The sequence below is a fragment of the Kribbella sp. NBC_00359 genome, assembly GCF_036097425.1.
In the GTDB taxonomy this organism is placed as follows: domain Bacteria; phylum Actinomycetota; class Actinomycetes; order Propionibacteriales; family Kribbellaceae; genus Kribbella.
In genome coordinates this window covers 4,855,246-4,871,496 of sequence record NZ_CP107975.1, presented here as the reverse complement: position 1 = coordinate 4,871,496, position 16,251 = coordinate 4,855,246, and the positions used below count along the sequence as shown (strand labels likewise).

Annotated in this window: 17 protein-coding genes; 5 read left to right on the top strand and 12 right to left on the bottom strand. The window is 68.6% G+C overall.

The features are described from left to right. Nucleotides 1-56: 56 nt before the first annotated feature. The 6 genes from OG876_RS23970 to OG876_RS23945 form a co-directional block, all read right to left on the bottom strand. On the bottom strand, nucleotides 57-797 hold the full coding sequence (locus tag OG876_RS23970; RefSeq protein ID WP_328518860.1) for a cobalt-precorrin-6A reductase: 741 nt from the start codon (nucleotides 795-797) through the stop codon (nucleotides 57-59). Beyond that, the gene (cobM, locus tag OG876_RS23965; RefSeq protein WP_328518859.1) at nucleotides 794-1,534 is read right to left on the bottom strand and encodes a precorrin-4 C(11)-methyltransferase; all 741 of its coding nucleotides are present in this window, start codon (nucleotides 1,532-1,534) and stop codon (nucleotides 794-796) included. Before cobM ends, OG876_RS23970 begins: the two co-directional genes overlap by 4 nt. Continuing rightward, nucleotides 1,531-2,910, bottom strand: coding sequence for a precorrin-6y C5,15-methyltransferase (decarboxylating) subunit CbiE (gene cbiE / locus OG876_RS23960; RefSeq protein WP_328518858.1), 1,380 nt, complete (start codon nucleotides 2,908-2,910; stop codon nucleotides 1,531-1,533). The genes cobM and cbiE overlap by 4 nt, the downstream gene beginning before the upstream one ends. Continuing rightward, complete coding sequence (locus OG876_RS23955; protein WP_328518857.1) at nucleotides 2,900-3,286, bottom strand: pyridoxamine 5'-phosphate oxidase family protein; 387 nt, start codon at nucleotides 3,284-3,286, stop codon at nucleotides 2,900-2,902. Before OG876_RS23955 ends, cbiE begins: the two co-directional genes overlap by 11 nt. 85 nt (nucleotides 3,287-3,371) lie before the next feature. Beyond that, a complete protein-coding gene (locus OG876_RS23950) occupies nucleotides 3,372-4,970 on the bottom strand; it encodes an ABC transporter permease (RefSeq protein ID WP_328518856.1) in 1,599 nt (532 codons plus the stop codon). Then, nucleotides 4,967-5,884, bottom strand: a complete 918-nt coding sequence (locus OG876_RS23945; RefSeq protein ID WP_328518855.1) for an ABC transporter ATP-binding protein — start codon at nucleotides 5,882-5,884, stop codon at nucleotides 4,967-4,969. Before OG876_RS23945 ends, OG876_RS23950 begins: the two co-directional genes overlap by 4 nt. 97 nt (nucleotides 5,885-5,981) lie before the next feature. Here OG876_RS23945 and OG876_RS23940 point away from each other — a divergent pair, with 97 nt between their 5' ends. Continuing rightward, on the top strand, nucleotides 5,982-6,491 hold the full coding sequence (locus tag OG876_RS23940; RefSeq protein WP_328518854.1) for a GbsR/MarR family transcriptional regulator: 510 nt from the start codon (nucleotides 5,982-5,984) through the stop codon (nucleotides 6,489-6,491). A 4-nt stretch (nucleotides 6,492-6,495) separates the two neighbouring features. Here the strand turns inward: OG876_RS23940 and OG876_RS23935 are convergent, their stop codons facing one another. Continuing rightward, nucleotides 6,496-7,179 carry an NBR1-Ig-like domain-containing protein gene (locus tag OG876_RS23935; RefSeq protein WP_328518853.1) on the bottom strand — a complete coding sequence of 228 codons (684 nt, stop codon included), beginning with the start codon at nucleotides 7,177-7,179 and terminating at the stop codon, nucleotides 6,496-6,498. 107 nt (nucleotides 7,180-7,286) lie between these two features. On the opposite strand from OG876_RS23935, the gene OG876_RS23930 reads away from it, so the two are divergent. Continuing rightward, nucleotides 7,287-7,979, top strand: a complete 693-nt coding sequence (locus OG876_RS23930; protein WP_328518852.1) for a CHAP domain-containing protein — start codon at nucleotides 7,287-7,289, stop codon at nucleotides 7,977-7,979. A gap of 43 nt (nucleotides 7,980-8,022) precedes the next feature. On the opposite strand, the gene OG876_RS23925 is transcribed toward OG876_RS23930, so the two are convergent. Then, nucleotides 8,023-8,751 (bottom strand): alpha/beta fold hydrolase, encoded by a 729-nt coding sequence (locus OG876_RS23925; protein WP_328518851.1) that lies wholly within the window; start codon nucleotides 8,749-8,751, stop codon nucleotides 8,023-8,025. A 29-nt stretch (nucleotides 8,752-8,780) separates the two neighbouring features. Beyond that, the gene (locus OG876_RS23920; protein WP_328518850.1) at nucleotides 8,781-9,830 is read right to left on the bottom strand and encodes a LacI family DNA-binding transcriptional regulator; all 1,050 of its coding nucleotides are present in this window, start codon (nucleotides 9,828-9,830) and stop codon (nucleotides 8,781-8,783) included. 111 nt (nucleotides 9,831-9,941) lie between these two features. On the opposite strand from OG876_RS23920, the gene OG876_RS23915 reads away from it, so the two are divergent. The 3 genes from OG876_RS23915 to OG876_RS23905 all read left to right on the top strand — a co-directional run bounded on the left by OG876_RS23915 (nucleotide 9,942) and on the right by OG876_RS23905 (nucleotide 13,127). After that, nucleotides 9,942-10,904, top strand: a complete 963-nt coding sequence (locus OG876_RS23915; protein ID WP_328518849.1) for a carbohydrate ABC transporter permease — start codon at nucleotides 9,942-9,944, stop codon at nucleotides 10,902-10,904. Continuing rightward, nucleotides 10,885-11,811 carry a carbohydrate ABC transporter permease gene (locus OG876_RS23910; RefSeq protein ID WP_328518848.1) on the top strand — a complete coding sequence of 309 codons (927 nt, stop codon included), beginning with the start codon at nucleotides 10,885-10,887 and terminating at the stop codon, nucleotides 11,809-11,811. The genes OG876_RS23915 and OG876_RS23910 overlap by 20 nt, the downstream gene beginning before the upstream one ends. Before the next feature lie 131 nt (nucleotides 11,812-11,942). Next, nucleotides 11,943-13,127 (top strand): extracellular solute-binding protein, encoded by a 1,185-nt coding sequence (locus OG876_RS23905; protein ID WP_328518847.1) that lies wholly within the window; start codon nucleotides 11,943-11,945, stop codon nucleotides 13,125-13,127. 2 nt (nucleotides 13,128-13,129) lie between these two features. Here the strand turns inward: OG876_RS23905 and egtD are convergent, their stop codons facing one another. From egtD to egtB, 3 genes are read right to left on the bottom strand one after another with little or no spacing between them, the layout of a single operon-like run. After that, on the bottom strand, nucleotides 13,130-14,095 hold the full coding sequence (gene egtD, locus OG876_RS23900) for an L-histidine N(alpha)-methyltransferase (protein WP_328518846.1): 966 nt from the start codon (nucleotides 14,093-14,095) through the stop codon (nucleotides 13,130-13,132). Continuing rightward, entirely contained in the window at nucleotides 14,092-14,853 is a 762-nt protein-coding gene (egtC, locus tag OG876_RS23895) for an ergothioneine biosynthesis protein EgtC (RefSeq protein WP_328518845.1), read from the bottom strand. Before egtC ends, egtD begins: the two co-directional genes overlap by 4 nt. Then, nucleotides 14,853-16,190, bottom strand: coding sequence for an ergothioneine biosynthesis protein EgtB (gene egtB / locus OG876_RS23890; protein WP_328518844.1), 1,338 nt, complete (start codon nucleotides 16,188-16,190; stop codon nucleotides 14,853-14,855). The genes egtC and egtB overlap by 1 nt, the downstream gene beginning before the upstream one ends. Nucleotides 16,191-16,251: the final 61 nt, after the last annotated feature.

The following is a 16,251-nucleotide window of genomic DNA, read 5'->3' as shown; positions in this document are numbered from 1 at the left end:
GCGTCAATCTACCGAGCCCCCGCGGATCCGCCGTCAAGTGGTCGAGGGCTTCCGGATCAGCGGGTGAGGTGGTCTGTATCCGCGAGCCACTTGGCTGCCTGGGCGACGGAGTCCACCGCGTCGACTCCGGACGGCAGCGGCGGGCGCCGGATGACGACCACGGGGATGCGTAGCCGGCGTGCGGCTTCCAGCTTTGCCGAGGTCGCCGGGCCGCCGCTGTCCTTGGTGACCACGACGTCGATCCGGTGCTCGCGCAGCAGACTGAGCTCACCGTCGACGTCGTACGGGCCGCGGGCGAGGATCAGCGTGCACCACGACGGCCGGGGTTCGGGCGCATCGACGCAGCGGGCGAGAGTCCAGAGGCCGGTGGTCGCGAAGACCTCAAGTCCTTGGCGGCCGATGGTGAGGAACACGCGGGATCCCAAAGAAGGCAGCAACCCCGCGGCTTCGGCCGGCGAGTCGACCCGGTGCCACGTGTCGCCGGGCTCGGCGCTCCAGCCCGGACGCCGGAGGACGAGCAGCGGTACGCCGACCTGATGCGCGGCAGTCACCGCATGCGACGTCATCGTCGCCGCGAAGGGATGCGTCGCATCGACGACGGCGTCGACCGGGTTCGCCTGGAGCCAGCGCGCCAACCCGGCCGCGCCACCGAAGCCACCTGAGCGGACCTCGCCGACTGGTAGCCGCGCGTCAGTAGTGCGCCCAGCAAGCGAGGACACCACCTCACAACCAGAAGCGACCAGCAGGTCGGCCAGCTCCCGAGCCTCGCCGGTCCCGCCGAGCAGGAGGACCTTCATCGCACCCGCGCGGCCGAGTACAGATGGCTGTCGCGGAAGGTCGTTGCCGAAAGCACCTTTCCGGCGATGATCACGGCGGTACGGCGGATGTCCGCAGCCCGCACCTGATCCGCGATATCCGCGAGCGTCCCACGCAGGATCACCTCGTCGTCGCGCGAGGCCCGGGCAACGACCGCGACCGGGCAGTCGGCGCCGTAGTTCGGCACGAGCTCGGCCACGACCCGGTCGATCTGCTGGACGGCGAGGTGCAGCACGAGCGTCGCCCGACTCGCACCAAGGACCGCCAGTTCCTCGCCCGCCGGCATCGCGCTGGCCTGGCCGCCGATGCGCGTCAGGATCACCGTCTGACCGACCTCGGGCACGGTCAGCTCGCGGCCGAGCGTCGCCGCGGCCGCCGCGTAGGCGGGTACGCCGGGTGTCACGTCGTACGGAATGCCCAGGGCGTCGAGGCGGCGCATCTGCTCGGCCATCGCGCTGAAGACGGACGGGTCGCCGGAGTGGAGGCGGGCGACGTCGAGTCCGTCGGCGTGGGCGGCGGAGAGTTCGGCGATGATCTCGTCGAGGGTGAGCGAGGCGGTGTCGACCTTGCGCGCGCCGAGTGGGCAGTAGTCGAGGAGCTCGTCCGGGACGAGGGCACCGGCGTACAGGCAGACCGGTGCGGCGGCGATCAGGTCGCGGCCGCGGACCGTGATCAGGTCGGCGGCTCCCGGACCGGCCCCGATGAAGTGCACGGTCACTTGGTCACGCTCCAGATCGTGACAGGCATCGCGGGACGCCAGCCGGTCATCGTTCCAACCGGTGATGCGCGTTGTACATCAAGGCGGATCAGATCGCCGCCGACCGCGCCGTACCACTGGGCGATGAGGGACTCGGTCTCCAGCGTCACGCCGTTGACGACGAGGCGGCCGCCGGGCCGGAGCGCGTTCCAGCAGGCGTCGAACATGCCGGCCGCGGTCGCTCCCCCGCCGATGAAGATCGCGTCGGGTGACTGCAGCCCGTCGAGTGCCGCAGGAGCCGCGCCGTGCACCACAGCTAGTTCTACCCCTAGCGCAGTGGCGTTGCGGTCCAGCCGCTTCGCCCGGTCCGGATCGCGTTCGATGGCGATCGCCCGGCAGGTGGGGTGATGGCGCGACCATTCGATCGCGATACTGCCTGCGCCGCCGCCCACGTCCCATAGCAACTGGCCGGGCACCGGTGCGAGTCGGGAGAGCGTCACCGCGCGCACCTCGCGCTTGGTCAGCTGTCCGTCGCTCTCGTACGCGTCGTCCGGCAGACCCGGCACCGTGGGCAGCAGAACAGCGTCCGCGTCGGACTGGCAGAGCACTCCGATCACGTTGAGCGCGTTGGTGTCGTCCGACCACTCCGAGGCTCGGGTCGTCCGCACGCGCTCCGACGGGCCGCCGAGCTGTTCGAGGACGGTGAGCTGGCTGGAGCCGTAGCCACGCGCAACCAACAACTCCGCGACCTCTGCGGGGGTGTGAGCACCCCAGCTCAGCACCAGAAGCTGACGACCGGGCTGGATGTGCGGGTGGATTCGCTCGACGGGGTGGCCGACGAGACTCACTACCTGCACCTGGTCCTGGGGCCAACCCAGCCGAGCACAGGCCAAGGACACGCTCGACGGATGTGGAATGACCCGTACGGCGTCTGCGCCGAGCAACCGCGTCAGTGTCGTGCCGATGCCGTGGAAGGTCGGGTCGCCGCTGGCCAGCACACAGATCCGGCGACCGCGGTGCTCCTGCAGCAAGCCCGGCAAGGCCTCGGAAAGCGGCGAAGGCCAAGCAACCCGCACCCGGCCCGCAACCCCGCCGGGAACGTCCGTGGGCGACGCAGCCCCGACGTCACCGGGAACATCCGTGGGCGACGCAGCCCCGACGTCACCGGGAACATCCGTGGGCGACGCAGCTCCGACGTCACCGGGGACGTGCGTGGGCGACGCAGCTCCGACGTCGCCGGAGTCGTCCGCCACACCGAGGTCTGGCGGGACGAGGGCCAGTTGTCTGGGGCTGCCCATCAGGACCTCGGCCGACTCGACGGCGGCACGGGCGGCCGGGGACAGGCCGTTCCAGCCGTCGGCACCGACTCCCACCACCGTGACGAGGTCAGCCGGCATTGCCGAGCACCTTCGTGATGGTGATCTCGATGGCCACGCGGCGTGGGTTCACCCGCGGCTCGCGGTACCTCTTCGCGTACCGCCGTACCGCCTCCGCAACCCGTGCCGGGTCGTCACTCACCACCGCACGTCCCTCGAGCGTGCTCCACCGCGGCCCGTCCACCTGAGTCACGGCCACCGCAGCACCCTCGGCACCCGCCTTCCGGATCGTCCGGGCCTTGTGCGACGTCCCCGAGCAGATCACCCGAGCGATCCCCGCCTCGACATCCAGCGTCGCCCCCACCGGCGTCGCATGCACAGTCCCGTCCGCCCGGACGGTACTCAGCACACACAGATGCCGCTCGGTCCAGAAACCCGCAAGTCGCTCGCTCAACACCTAGCGATCGTAGACAAGGCGGCCCGCCCGGTGAGGTGCCGGGCGGGCCGTTGGCGCTGGACCCCTCAGACCAGCGCTGCTCGGATCAGCCGATGTCTCGGCGGCGGAAGGTGGCGAAGCCGGCCAGGGTCAGCGCGGCGGCTATGGCGGTCAACCAGATGACTGGGGTCACGGAGAAGTCGCCGCCGGGGAGGCGCGGGGTGTGGCCGTACGGGCTGAGGTTGATGACGGACTGCGGCAAGTTGAAGACCGATCCGAACTGGCCGATCAGCAGGAACACGCCGTACAGGACCCATCCGCCGGTGACCAGCTTGGGTGCGGCGCCGAACAGGATCACGACCAGTGCGGTGACCAGCCAGATCGCGGGCAGTTGTACGGCGGCCGCGGCCAGCATCCGTGGCACCTGGCGACCCATGTTGCCCAGTGACGCACCACTGGAGATCCCGGAGCCCAGTCCGGCAACGAGAATCAGCGCACCGGTGCCGAACAGCGCCATCAGCACGTGACTCGCCAGCCACCGACTCCGAGTGACATCGGTTGCCAGCAGTGGCTCGGCGCGGAGCGCGGTCTCCTCGGAGCGGAGCCGGAGTGCCGCCTGGATCCCGAAGGCTGAGGCGAGCAGACCCATGACGCCCATCTCGGTCGCCAGGAAGGCATCGGTGATGCCATTGACCCCACCGAGCTTCTCCACCATCTCCTTGGCGCTGTCACTGGTGACGAAGCCGTCCACGTTGCTCGCGATGTTGCCGACCAGCAGGCCGAGCAGCAGGAACGCGAAGAGCCAGCCATAGAACGCTCCACGGTGCAGGCGCCAGGCCAACGCCAGCGGCGACCGCAGCGACGGCGCAGCAGTGGGCGGGCCCGGACGCGGCCGCACCAGGCCGGCTCCGACGTCACGCCGCCGAATCAGCGCCATCGCAACGGCGACCGTCAGCGCCATGAATGCCAGCGGCACCAGTACGACGACGAACCGGTCGCCGGCGTACGCACGCACCTGCTGCGACCACCCGATCGGCGACAACCACGAAACCCACTGCGTGCTGCCGTTCGACGCGGAGTCCCCGATCGCACGCAGGACGTACGCAACACCCAGCACGACCGCGGTGAGCCCGTTCGCTGCCCGCGCGCCCTCGGTGACCTGTGCCGTCACCGCACCGACGCCTGCGAACGACAGACCGGCCGCGGCCCACATCGCTCCGAACGCGAACGAACCAGTGGCCGGCAGACCGCTCCCGATCAGCGACAGAGCCGTCAACAGGCCGAGCAGGATGACGGTCCCCGACGACACGATCAGCGCGGCGGTCAGAGCGGCGTACCGGCCGACGACTCCGGCGCTGAGCAACTCGAGGCGACCGCTCTCCTCCTCGGTCCGGGTGTGCCGTACGACGAGCATGGCGGCCAACAACCCGACCAGCAGGGCACCGAACGCGGTGAACTTGAACAGCGAGACCTCACCGAGCGAGGACTCGTCGAAGATGCGGCCGTACAGGGACACGAGCGCGGGCGACGCGTTCGACGTCCGCGCGGCCTCGGCCAGCGACTGCGGGTCCGAATAGAGGTCGATCGACGCCTTCGCCGACCCGGCCGCCGAGATCACGAACACCAGGATCCATACCGGGATCAGGATCCGGTCCCGGCGCAGCGCGAGCCGCACCAGGGTCCCGGTACCGACGAAGTCGTTCATCGCGCGGCCGCCATGGGCTCGGCGCTGGTGTCGTCGTCCTCGTAGTGCCGCAGGAACAGCTCCTCCAGCGTCGGCGGCTGCGCGACCAGGCTCTTGATGCCGCTCGCGGACAACTGCCGCATCACCGCGTCCAACTGGGCCGTGTCCACCTCGCAGCGAACCCGGTTGCCCTCGACATCGAGGTCGTGGACGCCGGGCAGCTCGGCCAGGCCGTTCGGCGACGCGGCCAGCTCGGCGTGGATCGACGTACGCGTGAGGTGGCGCAGGTCGGACAGCGTGCCGGTCTCGACCACCTTGCCGCGGCGGATGATGCTGATCCGGTCACACAGCGCCTCGACCTCGGAGAGGATGTGGCTCGACAGCAGCACGGTCCGGTCGCGCTGTCGGTCTTCCTCGATGACCTGCCGGAACACCTCCTCCATCAGCGGGTCCAGGCCAGACGTCGGCTCGTCCAGGATCAGCAGCTCGACGTCCGACGCCAGGGCCGCGACCAGAGCGACCTTCTGCCGGTTGCCCTTCGAGTACGTGCGGCCCTTCTTGGTCGGGTCGAGGTCGAACCGGCGGAGCAGGTCGTCGCGCTTCTTCTCGTCCAGCCCGCCGCGGAGCCGGCCGAGCAGGTCGATCACCTCGCCGCCGGTCAGGTTCGGCCACAGGTTCACGTCGCCGGGAACGTAGGCGAGCCGCCGGTGCAGCTTCGCCGCGTCGTGCCACGGGTCGCCACCGAGCAGCGAGACATCGCCGGCGTCACCCCGCAGCAGCCCCAGCAGGACCCGGATGGTGGTGGACTTCCCGGCGCCGTTCGGCCCGAGGAATCCGTGCACCTCACCGGTCGCGACGTCCAGGTCGAGACCGTCGAGGGCGTGCGTACTCCCGTACGACTTGTGCAGTCCAGAGACCACGATGGCTGATGTCATGATTCATAACGTACACTTCATTCAGAAGATTGTGAATCTTTCTAACACGTCGTTCACGTGTCAGGTATCCGAGTGACCTAGAGGGGATGATGGGGCGGTGAGTGCACAGCGAGACGACGACGCCGTGAGGCGGTACACCGAACAGTTCGGCAACCTGCTGGCCGAGACCGGCTGGCCGCGGATGGCCGGCCGGGTGTTCGCCGCCATCTTGTCGAGTGTGGACGGACGGATGACCGCCGCCGACCTGTCCGACCAGCTGCAGGCGAGCCCGGCCGCGGTCTCCGGTGCGGTCAACTATCTGCTCCAACTGCGCCTGGCCACCCGCGAGCGCGAGCCCGGCACCCGTCGCGATGTGTACGTCGTCCAGGACGACGCCTGGTACCAGACGATGATGAGCGAGGACCAGGCCCTGGTCCGCTGGGCCGACTCGCTGCGCAAGGTCCTCGACGCCTCCGGCGAAGGCACCGCCGCCCACCGCCGCATCCGCGTATCCCTCGGCTTCATCGACTTCATCGGCGAAGAGGTCAAAGGCCTCAGCGAACGCTGGATCAAACGCAAAGCCGAACTAGACGCCGAGATCGACGCCGACTACGGCATCTCCGGCTGATCCTTCAGAGCTCGTAGACGGTGAAGATGGTGCAGTACATGGGTGGGGACTCCAGGCCGGGGTAGTAGAGGCGGCCGGCTTCGTCGGTGATTTTGAAGTAGGCGGTGGAGGCGCCGACCTGGGATGGAGCCTGCAGGGTCATCGCGACCGTCACGATGTGGCCTGGCTCGGCGTCGGGTAGGCGTTCGCGTACGGGTGACCGGAGCCAGCCGGGGGCGCCGGCGGCGCCTTGGCGGGTCAGCCAGCGGTTGCGCCAGGGGCGTTCGCCGCTGTTGCGGACCTCCCAGGTCTTGTCGAACGACTGATCCCGGCAGACTCGCGTGCCGTCGGGCACGGACTCCCCTACCAGTTCGGCGCGGTCCTCCGGGTGGTGGTCGATCGGCACGGAGCCGCCGAGGAGCACTGGCTGCACGTGGCGGCGGAGGTCGCGTTGGGACATGTCCCGGCCGGCGCGGACCGCGGCGTCCAGCTCGATCAGTTGGTTGACCAAGGCCTGGCCGGCTCCGAACGAGGCGTCGTACCACTCGATCAGCTCGCGGCTGGGCTTGGTGTGGCCGCGCTCGACCCGGGACAGGTGGCCCTTGTCCCAGCCGGACTCCGCGGCCGCGCGGCTGAGCGGCACGCCGGCCACTTCCCGGAGCTCACGCATCCGGCAGCCGATCACAAAGCGAGCCTGCGCTGGCCTCACGACGCACTCCCCGGTCGATCGTTGCCCACTGCGACAACACCGTAACCCTCTGATTCTCTGTAAGTCAGTGCCACTTCGCCACTGGTTGAGCGAAAAGGACAAACATCATGCGTACCGCCCTCTTACGCATCACCGCCCGCATCGCCGCGACCGCCCTGCTCGGCGGCGCCGCGATCCTCACCGGCACCCTGCCCGCGAACGCCGCCACCGGCACCGTCGTCACCGACAGCGGCCTCGGCGTGACCATCCGATCCGGCAACGCCACCGACTTCGGCGCGGTCGGCACCCAACCCAACGGCTCCGTCGAGATCGACTGCCAGACCTACGGCGAGCCGGTCACCGGCAAGTTCGGCCGCAGCCTGGTCTGGGACCACGTCCCCGGCAAGGGCTTCATCTCCGACGCCTACGTCAACACCGGCAGCTCCGGTCTGGTCGCGCCGCTGTGCGCCGGCAACCCGCGCGCCGATCGCGCCATCAACTGGTACGCCGCCCGCAACGGCTCGACGGCATACCAGGGGTACTGCGAGAAGGCCGCCGAGAACTCGTACAACAAGGACCTGATCTGGGGCTCGGCCAAGATCGATTGGAACGACGCAGTCGCCCGCGGGGTCGCACACCGCGGCGACCTCAACCCGCCGAAGGGCGCCCTGGTTTTCTGGGACCTCGCGGCGCCGTACGGCCACGTCGGCGTCGCCCGAGGCGATGGCTACTTCTGGGCCACCAGCGTCAACGGCAAGATCGGCCTCGCCAAACTCCCCTACTTCTCCAGCTACCTCGGCTGGGCCTGGCCGAACTTCTGACCAGTCCCCTCACTGGAGAGCACCTGGACGCGCGTTCCGCCCCTCACGCGTCCAGGTGCTCCTCCATGCGATCCAGCCAGTCGTCCACCAGTGCCCGGTACGCCGTGAGTCGCCGGACCGGAAGCCCGTGGTCCTGCTGATCGAGGACGGCGTACGTGGCGCGCGGGTAGTCGTCGAGGATCGACCAGGCATCGGCGTACCCGGTAATGGTGTCCTGGCGACCGGTGACGATCAGCGTCGGTCCGTCGAACCGGGCCGCCGGGTCCTCGCGCAGCCCGTAGGTGCTGACGTCGGCCTGGATCCGGCCGAGGAAGTCGAGATCGGCGATCGAGTCGACGGCGTCGTAGTACCGGCGATCCTTGTCCTCCCACTCGGGAGTCCGGACCAGATAGTCGTCGGTGGGTAGCGTGCGTTGGGTCCGGTCGACCACGATGCCGGGCACGCGCAGCAGGAGGCCGAGGACGCGGGACGGGTCGCGCTTGACGATGCCGCGGCCGTGCAGGGCGCCGGCCGACGTACCCGCCACTGCGAAGCGCTCGTCGCCGACCAGGTCGTCGATCAGCGTGAGGATCGCCGCGAGCATGCCGTCCTGGTCGGTGATCGACGGGTCCGCCGGAGACTTACCGGTGCCCGGCGGGTCCACGTAGATCCGCCGCCACCCGGAACGCTTTTCGAACACGGGCTCGTGGATGTCGCGGCCTTCGCCGTTGTCGCCACCCCAGCCGGGCAGGAAGATGATCGGCCGTCCCTCGCCGAAGGACTCGTAATACATGTCGCGACCCTAGCCACAGCCTGGACGGCTCACTGAGGATTTCTCTTCGGAGCAGAATCCGGTGCGCGCTCGCCGGAGCCGCGCTGGATCAAGGCGCAGGGCAACACGATCCGCTGCGGTGCTCGAGTGTCCGCACCCGACGCCCGATCCAGCAGCAGCCGCGCCGCGCTGCGGCCGAGCTCGGCGATGTCGGAGGCAACAACCGTGACCGGCGTCGGCAACATGTCGGCCAGCCGGAAGTCGTCGAAACCCACCACCGCGGGCTCCCGGCCGAGCTGGTGCAGGGCCCGCAACACACCCTCGGTGAGGAAGTTGGTCGAGGCAAAGATCGCGGTCGGCGGATCGGGCCGCAACATCACCTCGCGGGTCGCCTTGGCCGCGGTCTCGGCGTTGCCTTCGGACAGCTGGACGACCAGCGACTCGTCGACATCGACGCCGGCCGCCCGATGCGCTCGCCGGAAGCCGCGCAAGCGTCGCCCGGTCGTGTAATACGACGGCGCCAGTAGGATCGCGATCCGCTCGTGGCCCTGCCCCAGCAGATGTTCGGCGGCGAGCCGGCCGCCGCCCTCGTTGTCGACCATCACGATGTCGGCATCGATCCCGGTGGCCGGCCGGTCCACGAACACCACCGGTACGCCGGCGCCGACCAGGAATGAGTGATCCCCCTGGTCCGGCACGATCATCAGCCCGGCGACCTGCCGGCTGACCAGCTCCTGGATGGCGCGCTTCTCGCCCTCCGGGTCCTCGTCCACACTGCCCAGGACGACGGCGAACCCGGACTGCCCGGCAACCTCGAGCGAGGCCTTCGCGATCGTCGCGTAGAACGGGTTGGTCAGGTCGCCCAGCACCAGCGCGAGACTCGACGACTTCTTGCCCGGCCGGAGCGCGCGAGCCACCTCGTTGCGCTGGAACCCGAGCTGCTCGATCGCGGTCCGGACCCGCTGCGCGGTCTCGTCCCGGACACCGTGCCCGCCGTTGACCACCCGGGACACCGTGCCGAGCCCGACGCCGGCCCGCCGGGCGACGTCGATCATCGTCGGCCGGGCGGTCTCTGGCCTGTTTGGAAACGTTTCGGACACGGGGTTGACTTCCTTTTCACGACACGGCATCGTCACCCAACAGTAAATCGTTGGAAACGTTACCGTCCAGGAGGCAGGATGAGTCCTTCTCCGAGCGCAACGAGGGGAAGCGTGAGCGAAGCCTCCCGCCTGAAGACCGGCAGCAGGAAGGCCGGCCGCAGCCGGGGCGGGATGAGCCGGAACGCCGGTTCCGACGTGAAGGCGGCGTACCTGTTCATCGCCCCGGCGATCATCGGGTTCGTTGTCTTCGTCGCCTACCCGCTGATCCGTTCGTTCTACCTCGCGCTGACCAAGTACAACGGCCTGGTCGACCCGGTGTTCATTGGCCTGGGCAACTTTCGCCGGTTGTTCACGGTCGACCCGGCGTTCTGGCCGGCGCTGCGCGCGACCGGGTACCTCGTGCTCCTCTACGTTCCGTTGTCGCTGATCCTCGGGCTGGCGCTGGCGATGTTCTGCAACCAGCGGTTCGCCGGCGTCCGCGTCGTACGGACGCTGGCGTATCTGCCCGTCGTACTCCCGGCGGTCGCGACGATCACGTTGTGGAAGTTCATCCTGGATCCGCAGGTCGGCCTGCTGAACACGATCCTGGACCGGTTGGGACTGCCGACCAGTCTGTGGTTGCAGAGCCCGAAGATGTCGATGCCGGCGGTCGTGCTGGTGATGCTGTGGGGCGTCGGCGGCACGATGATCATCTTCCTGGCCGCGTTGCAGTCGGTGCCGAACGAGTTGTACGAGGCGGCCCGGGTGGACGGCGCCGGGCCGTGGTCGGTGTTCTTCCGGATCACGATGCCGATGATCAGCCCGATCATGCTGCTGCAGGTGATCCTGCAGACCACAGCGGCGCTGCAGACGTTCAACCAGCCGAAGATCCTGACCAACGGCGGGCCGGGATTCAGCACCAACGTACTGATGCTGTCGATCTACAAGAACGGCTTCCCGAACCTGGGCCAGATCCCCCAACTGGGCTACGCGTCGGCGCAGGTGTGGGTGCTGTTCGTGATCATCATCGCCGTGATCGCCCTGACCGCGAAGTTCTCCTCGCTCTGGACGTACAGTGACAACACTCCCGACTGAAACCGCTGTCCGTACCGACGTCGAACAGCCCGCTCCCAGCCCGATCGCGCCGCCGGCGAAGAAGAAGCCCCGCCTCGTCGGTACGACGTCCTGGTACGTGGTCGCGTTGTTCGTCTGCGCGGTGATGATCGTCCCGCTGCTGTGGATGATCACGATCGGACTGAAGAGCCGGACCGCCGTGTTCGACATCCCGCCGAAGCTCCTGCCGCACGAGTGGACCTGGAGCAACTTCGTCAACGGGCCGAAGGCGATCCACTTCCCACGGCTGCTGCTGAACTCGGTCATCATCACCGCGCTCAGCGTGCTCGGCGGAGTGATGACCGCGATGATGGCCGGCTACGCGCTGGCCCGGTTGAGCTTCCCGGGCCGGAAGGTGTGGTTCTACCTGTTCGTCGGGAGCATGCTGCTGCCCGGCGTGGTCGGGTTGATCCCGCTGTTCCAGCTGTACAAGAGCATCGGCTGGTACGACACGTGGTTGCCGCTGATCGTCCCGGCGTTCCTGGGCGGGAACCCGCTGTTCATCTTCCTGGCCCGGCAGTACTTCCTGGCCATCCCGTACTCGATCGACGAGGCGGCCAAGATCGACGGCGCCGGGCACTTCCGGATCTTCACCCAGGTGATGCTGCCGCTGACCCGGCCGGCCTGGCTGACGATGGCGATCCTGGCCTTCCAGGCGTCCTGGAACGACTACCTGAACCCGCTGGTCTATCTGTACTCGTCCGGCAAGTGGCCGTTGTCGGTGGGGATGGCGTCGTTCATCTCGCCGTTCGCCGGGAAGACGCCGGACTGGAGCTTCTACATGGCCACGAACCTGCTCTACATGCTGCCGCCGCTGATCGTCTTCTTCGCCGCGCAGCGCTACTTCATCCAGGGTCTCGGCGCGCTCGGCAGCACGACCCAGAAATAGAGGGGAAGTTCGAAGTGAAACGCACCTTCATCATTACCTCGTTGGCTTGTGCCGGGTTGCTGACGGCAACGGCCTGCAGCGGGTCGGACTCCGGCGGCGGCTCGAGCAGCGGCCCGGTCACTGTGACCGTGATGACCTGGGAGTCGGCCCAGACCAACGCCGCGATCAAGAAGGCACTGGCCGACTTCAAGGACGACAACATCACCGTCCAGCTGCTCGACACCCCGGCCGGCAACTTCGGCGACAAGCTCGCGTCGCTGACCCAGGCGAAGAAGCTGCCGGACCTGTTCTGGTGCGGCAACGACACCGAGCAGCAGTACACCTCGCAGGGGCTGCTGGTCGACTGGAGCAGCAAGATCAAGGACGGCGACGGGGACTTCAAGGCCGACAAGTTCGTCGGTTCCGCGATGGAGAACTGGAAGACCGCCGACGGCCAGATGGGCGGTCTGCCGTCGCTGATGAACACGTACGGCGTCTGGTACAACGAGGACGCGTTCACCGCCGCCGGCCTGGCGATCCCGAAGGCCGGCTGGACCTGGGACGAGATGTACGCCGCGGCCGCGAAGCTGGCGAACAAGAACGGCGCGAAGTACGGCCTGGTCGCCGACCAGCTCACCTCGCTGGACGGCCCGTTCACGATGAGCATGTACTCCGTCTCGGCCGGTGGGGCACCGTTCACCGACAACGTGAACCACCCGACCAAGGCCGAGGCCGACGCCAAGTACACCGAGGGCGTGCAGAAGCTGGTCGACGCGATCAAGAACGGCTCGGTCTCCCCGCCCGGGTACGACGCCGCGAACGTGCAGTCGCTGTTCTCCGCCGGCAAGGTGCCGATGATGTTCGGCGGGCAGTGGCTGGCCGCCGGGTTCCAGACCGACAAGCCGAAGGTGAAGTACGGCTTCGCTCCGTTCCCGCAGGTCGACACCCCGACGACCCTGTACGACTCGGTCGGCATCTGCACCCCGCAGTACACGAAGGATCAGGACGCCACGTTCAAGGTGCTGGAGTACCTGAACACGAAGGTGTGGGACGCCGTCCTGCCGGCCTCGCCGGTCGCCCCGCCCGCGTACACCCCGGCGCAGGCGAGCTACTTCGACGCGTTGACGAAGGCGCAGCAGGCGACGGTGGTGGACACGGTCAAGGCTGACCTGGGCGCGGAGAAGACAGTCGGTGTTCGGTTCACCACACAATGGGCCCAGCAGGTCGGTGACCTGACCACGGCGAACTACCAGCCCATCCTGAGCGGCAAGAAGCCGATCACCGACCTCCCGGCCTACATCGACAAGATCAACGGCCTGATCAAGTCAGCCGGCTGACGTCAGACGGCTTGCCAGAGCGACAGGGCGAAGCGGGCTTCGGAGTCGGTCCACCACGCGGCCGACGTGAAGCCCGCTTTGTCCAGTTCGGCCTCCACGCCGTGGCGGTGGAACTTGGCGGAGATCTCGGTGTGGAGCTCTTCGCCTTCGGCGAACTCGATCTCGAGGTGCACCTCGGGGATGAGGACGCTGACGGCGCGGTCGGCGCGCAGCCGCATCTCGATCCACTCGTTCTCCGGATCCCAGATCGCGACGTGGCTGAAGGCGTCGACGTCGAAGTCCGCGCCGAGTTGACGGTTGATCACCCGCAGGACGTTCTTGTTGAACTCGGCGGTGACGCCTGCGCTGTCGTCATACGCGGCGACGAGCGTGGCTGGGTCCTTCACCAGGTCGGTGCCCAGGAGGAGCCACTCCCCTGGTTCGAGGACTTCGCGGATCGAGGTGTAGAAGGTCTCGCGCTCGGCCGGGAGCAGGTTGCCGATGGTGCCGCCGAGGAAGGCGACGATGCGCGGCGGGTCGCCGGGGAGCTTGTCGAGGTGGGCGGTGAAGTCGCCGACGACGCCGTGGACGTCGAGCGCCGGGTAGTCGGCGTTGATCGCATCCGCCGCCTCCCGCAGCGCGGACTCCGAGACGTCCAGCGGTACGAACGTCGTCAGCGTGCCGCGGTCCCGCAGCCCGTCGAGCAGCAGGCGGGTCTTCCCCGACGATCCGGAGCCGAGCTCGACCAGCGTGTGCGCCTTCGTGATGGCGGCGATCTCGCCGGACCGGGCCTGCAGGATCTCGCGCTCGGCGCGCGTCGGGTAGTACTCGGGCAGCCGCGTGATCTCCTCGAAGAGCTCACTGCCGCGGGCGTCGTAGAACCACTTCGGCGGCAGCCACTTCGGGTCCGCGGTCAGCCCCGCCCGGACGTCGTCCCGCAACGCGCGGGCGGCATAGTCCGGAGTCAGATGTACGTCGATGAGGGTCACTCGGGTCCTTCCATCGGGGTGATCTGCAGCGTCGTGGCGGTGGCCACGAGCAACGAGTGGTCCGGTATGTCGTCCCAGTCGCCGGGACCGAACGGCTCCGAGCTGACGGTCACCGAGTCGGCGGTCCGGCGTACTTTCAGCGAATGGGTCCAGGTGGTGGCGACCAACTGCTCGCCGTCGGTGAGCAGGATGTTCAGCCGCGATCCCGGCGCCAGCGCCTCCACCTCGGGTACGACGGCCGCGACCGCATCGGCCGGCGGGATCCCGGCGAACAATTGATTGGCGATGAGCGCCCACAGCAGCGCGGAGTCCACCGGTGCGTCGAGCCGGAGCAGGTCGGCGACCGGGAGTCGCTCGGCCAGCTTCAGCGTCGACTCAGGCCAGCCGGGAATCAGTCCGTTGTGACTGAACAACCAGTTCCCGGCCATGAACGGCGCGACCGCCGCCTGACCGTACGGCATCCCGACGGTCCCGTTCCGGAGAGCGGCGACGACGGCGCCGGACCGGATCGAGCCGGCCAGGCCGGGGAGGTTCTCGTCGGTCCAGATCGGCACCTGCCGTCGGTACCGGACCGGGCCGCCGGACACGGTGGCATCGCCCTCGGGATACCAGCCGAGGCCGAAGCCGTCGGCGTTGACGGAACCGCCGCCGCGCATGTCCTGCGGCGACCAGCTCTGTTCGAACAGTGAGTGCGACGGCTCCAGCACCAGCGAGGCCAGCGTGACCGGCGGGCCCAGGTAGGCGAGGTGACGGCACATCAGGCGTTCAGCTCCTCGGGCCGGGGATCGCGGGCACAGCGGAAGCCGGCGAAGATCTGCCGGCGGATCGGGTAGTCCCAGTTCCGGAAGGTGCCTCTGGCAACGACCTCGTCGGTGCCGAACGAGCCGCCGCGGAGGATCTTGTAGTCGGGCCCGAAGAACACCAGCGAGTACTCGTCGTACGGCCACGCGCGGAACCCTGGGTACGGCGTGAAGTCGCTCGACGTCCACTCCCAGACGTCGCCGATCAACTGCTCGACTCCCAGCGGCGACGCACCGGCGGGATACGCGCCGATCGGCGCCGGCGCGAGATGCCGTTGGCCCAGGTTCGCGTGCTGCGGGCCCGGGCTGTCGTCACCCCAGGGAAAGCGCCGGGTCCGGCCGCTCGACGGGTCGAACCGCGCCGCGAACTCCCACTCCTCTTCGGTCGGCAGCCGCTTCCCGGCCCACTTCGCGTACGCCTCGGCCTCGTAGAAGCAGACATGCATCACCGGCTGGTCCAACGGCAACCGCTCCCGGTGGCCGAACCGCAGCCGCCACCACTCACCGTCGGCGAGCTCCCAGAATCGCGGCGCCACCAGCGACGCCTTCCGCACGTGCGCCCACCCGGCCTCGGACCACCACTGCGGATCCTCGTAGCCACCGGCGACCACGAACCGCAGATAGTCCCCATTGCTCACCGGCGCCGTGTCGATCACGTACGGCGCCACCCGGACAGCGTGCGCCGGTCGCTCGTTGTCCAGGGCCCACGGCTCGATCGACGTACCCATCTCGAAGACGCCGCCCGGCACCAGCACCTCGGCGGCAGCCAGCTTGCGACCGGGAGGAGGCGGCGGCGCGTCGAGCACCGGCGCACCGACACGCAACTGGTGCGTCGCGAGCATCGTCTCATCGTGTTGCTGCTCGTGCTGCGTGATCATCCCGAACGCGAAGGCGTTGTCCACCAGCTCGCGGCCGCCGTCGAACTTCACGTGGTCCAGGACGTCCATGACCTTGTCCCGCACCTCGGTGACATAGGACCGCGTCTCCGCCGGACCGAGCAGCGGCAGCGCCGGCCGGTCCGCCCGCGGATGCATGAACGCGTCGTACAGCTCGTCGATGTCCTGGCGCAGCGGCTCACGGCCGCCGACGTCGCGGACCAGCCAGAGCTCTTCCTGGTTGCCGACGTGGGCGTAGTCCCAGACCAACGGCGACATCAGTTTCGAGTGCTGTTTGACCAGGTCGTCGGTGTCGACCGCGTCGGTCAGCTGCACCGTCCGGGCCCGCGACCGCTCGAGCTGCTCCGCCACGAACGCGCGCAGTCCCTCGGGAGACAATTCGGACAATTGGTGGGTCATGGGGCCTCCCGGCCTGGACTGAGGAGTGGAGGGAGCGAAGCGACTGGAACGACGAGGGAAG

What these genes read in the sequence shown, in the direction of transcription:
- OG876_RS23970 (WP_328518860.1), bottom strand. Translation starts at nt 797, where the DNA reads ATGAAGGTCCTCCTGCTCGGCGGGACCGGCGAGGCTCGGGAGCTGGCC.
- cbiE (WP_328518858.1), bottom strand. Translation starts at nt 2,910, where the DNA reads ATGCCGGCTGACCTCGTCACGGTGGTGGGAGTCGGTGCCGACGGCTGG.
- OG876_RS23950 (WP_328518856.1), bottom strand. Translation starts at nt 4,970, where the DNA reads ATGAACGACTTCGTCGGTACCGGGACCCTGGTGCGGCTCGCGCTGCGC.
- OG876_RS23945 (WP_328518855.1), bottom strand. Translation starts at nt 5,884, where the DNA reads ATGACATCAGCCATCGTGGTCTCTGGACTGCACAAGTCGTACGGGAGT.
- OG876_RS23930 (WP_328518852.1), top strand. Translation starts at nt 7,287, where the DNA reads ATGCGTACCGCCCTCTTACGCATCACCGCCCGCATCGCCGCGACCGCC.
- OG876_RS23925 (WP_328518851.1), bottom strand. Translation starts at nt 8,751, where the DNA reads ATGTATTACGAGTCCTTCGGCGAGGGACGGCCGATCATCTTCCTGCCC.
- OG876_RS23905 (WP_328518847.1), top strand. Translation starts at nt 11,943, where the DNA reads ATGACCTGGGAGTCGGCCCAGACCAACGCCGCGATCAAGAAGGCACTG.
- egtC (WP_328518845.1), bottom strand. Translation starts at nt 14,853, where the DNA reads ATGTGCCGTCACCTCGCCTACCTGGGCCCGCCGGTCACGCTGGCCTCG.
- egtB (WP_328518844.1), bottom strand. Translation starts at nt 16,190, where the DNA reads ATGACCCACCAATTGTCCGAATTGTCTCCCGAGGGACTGCGCGCGTTC.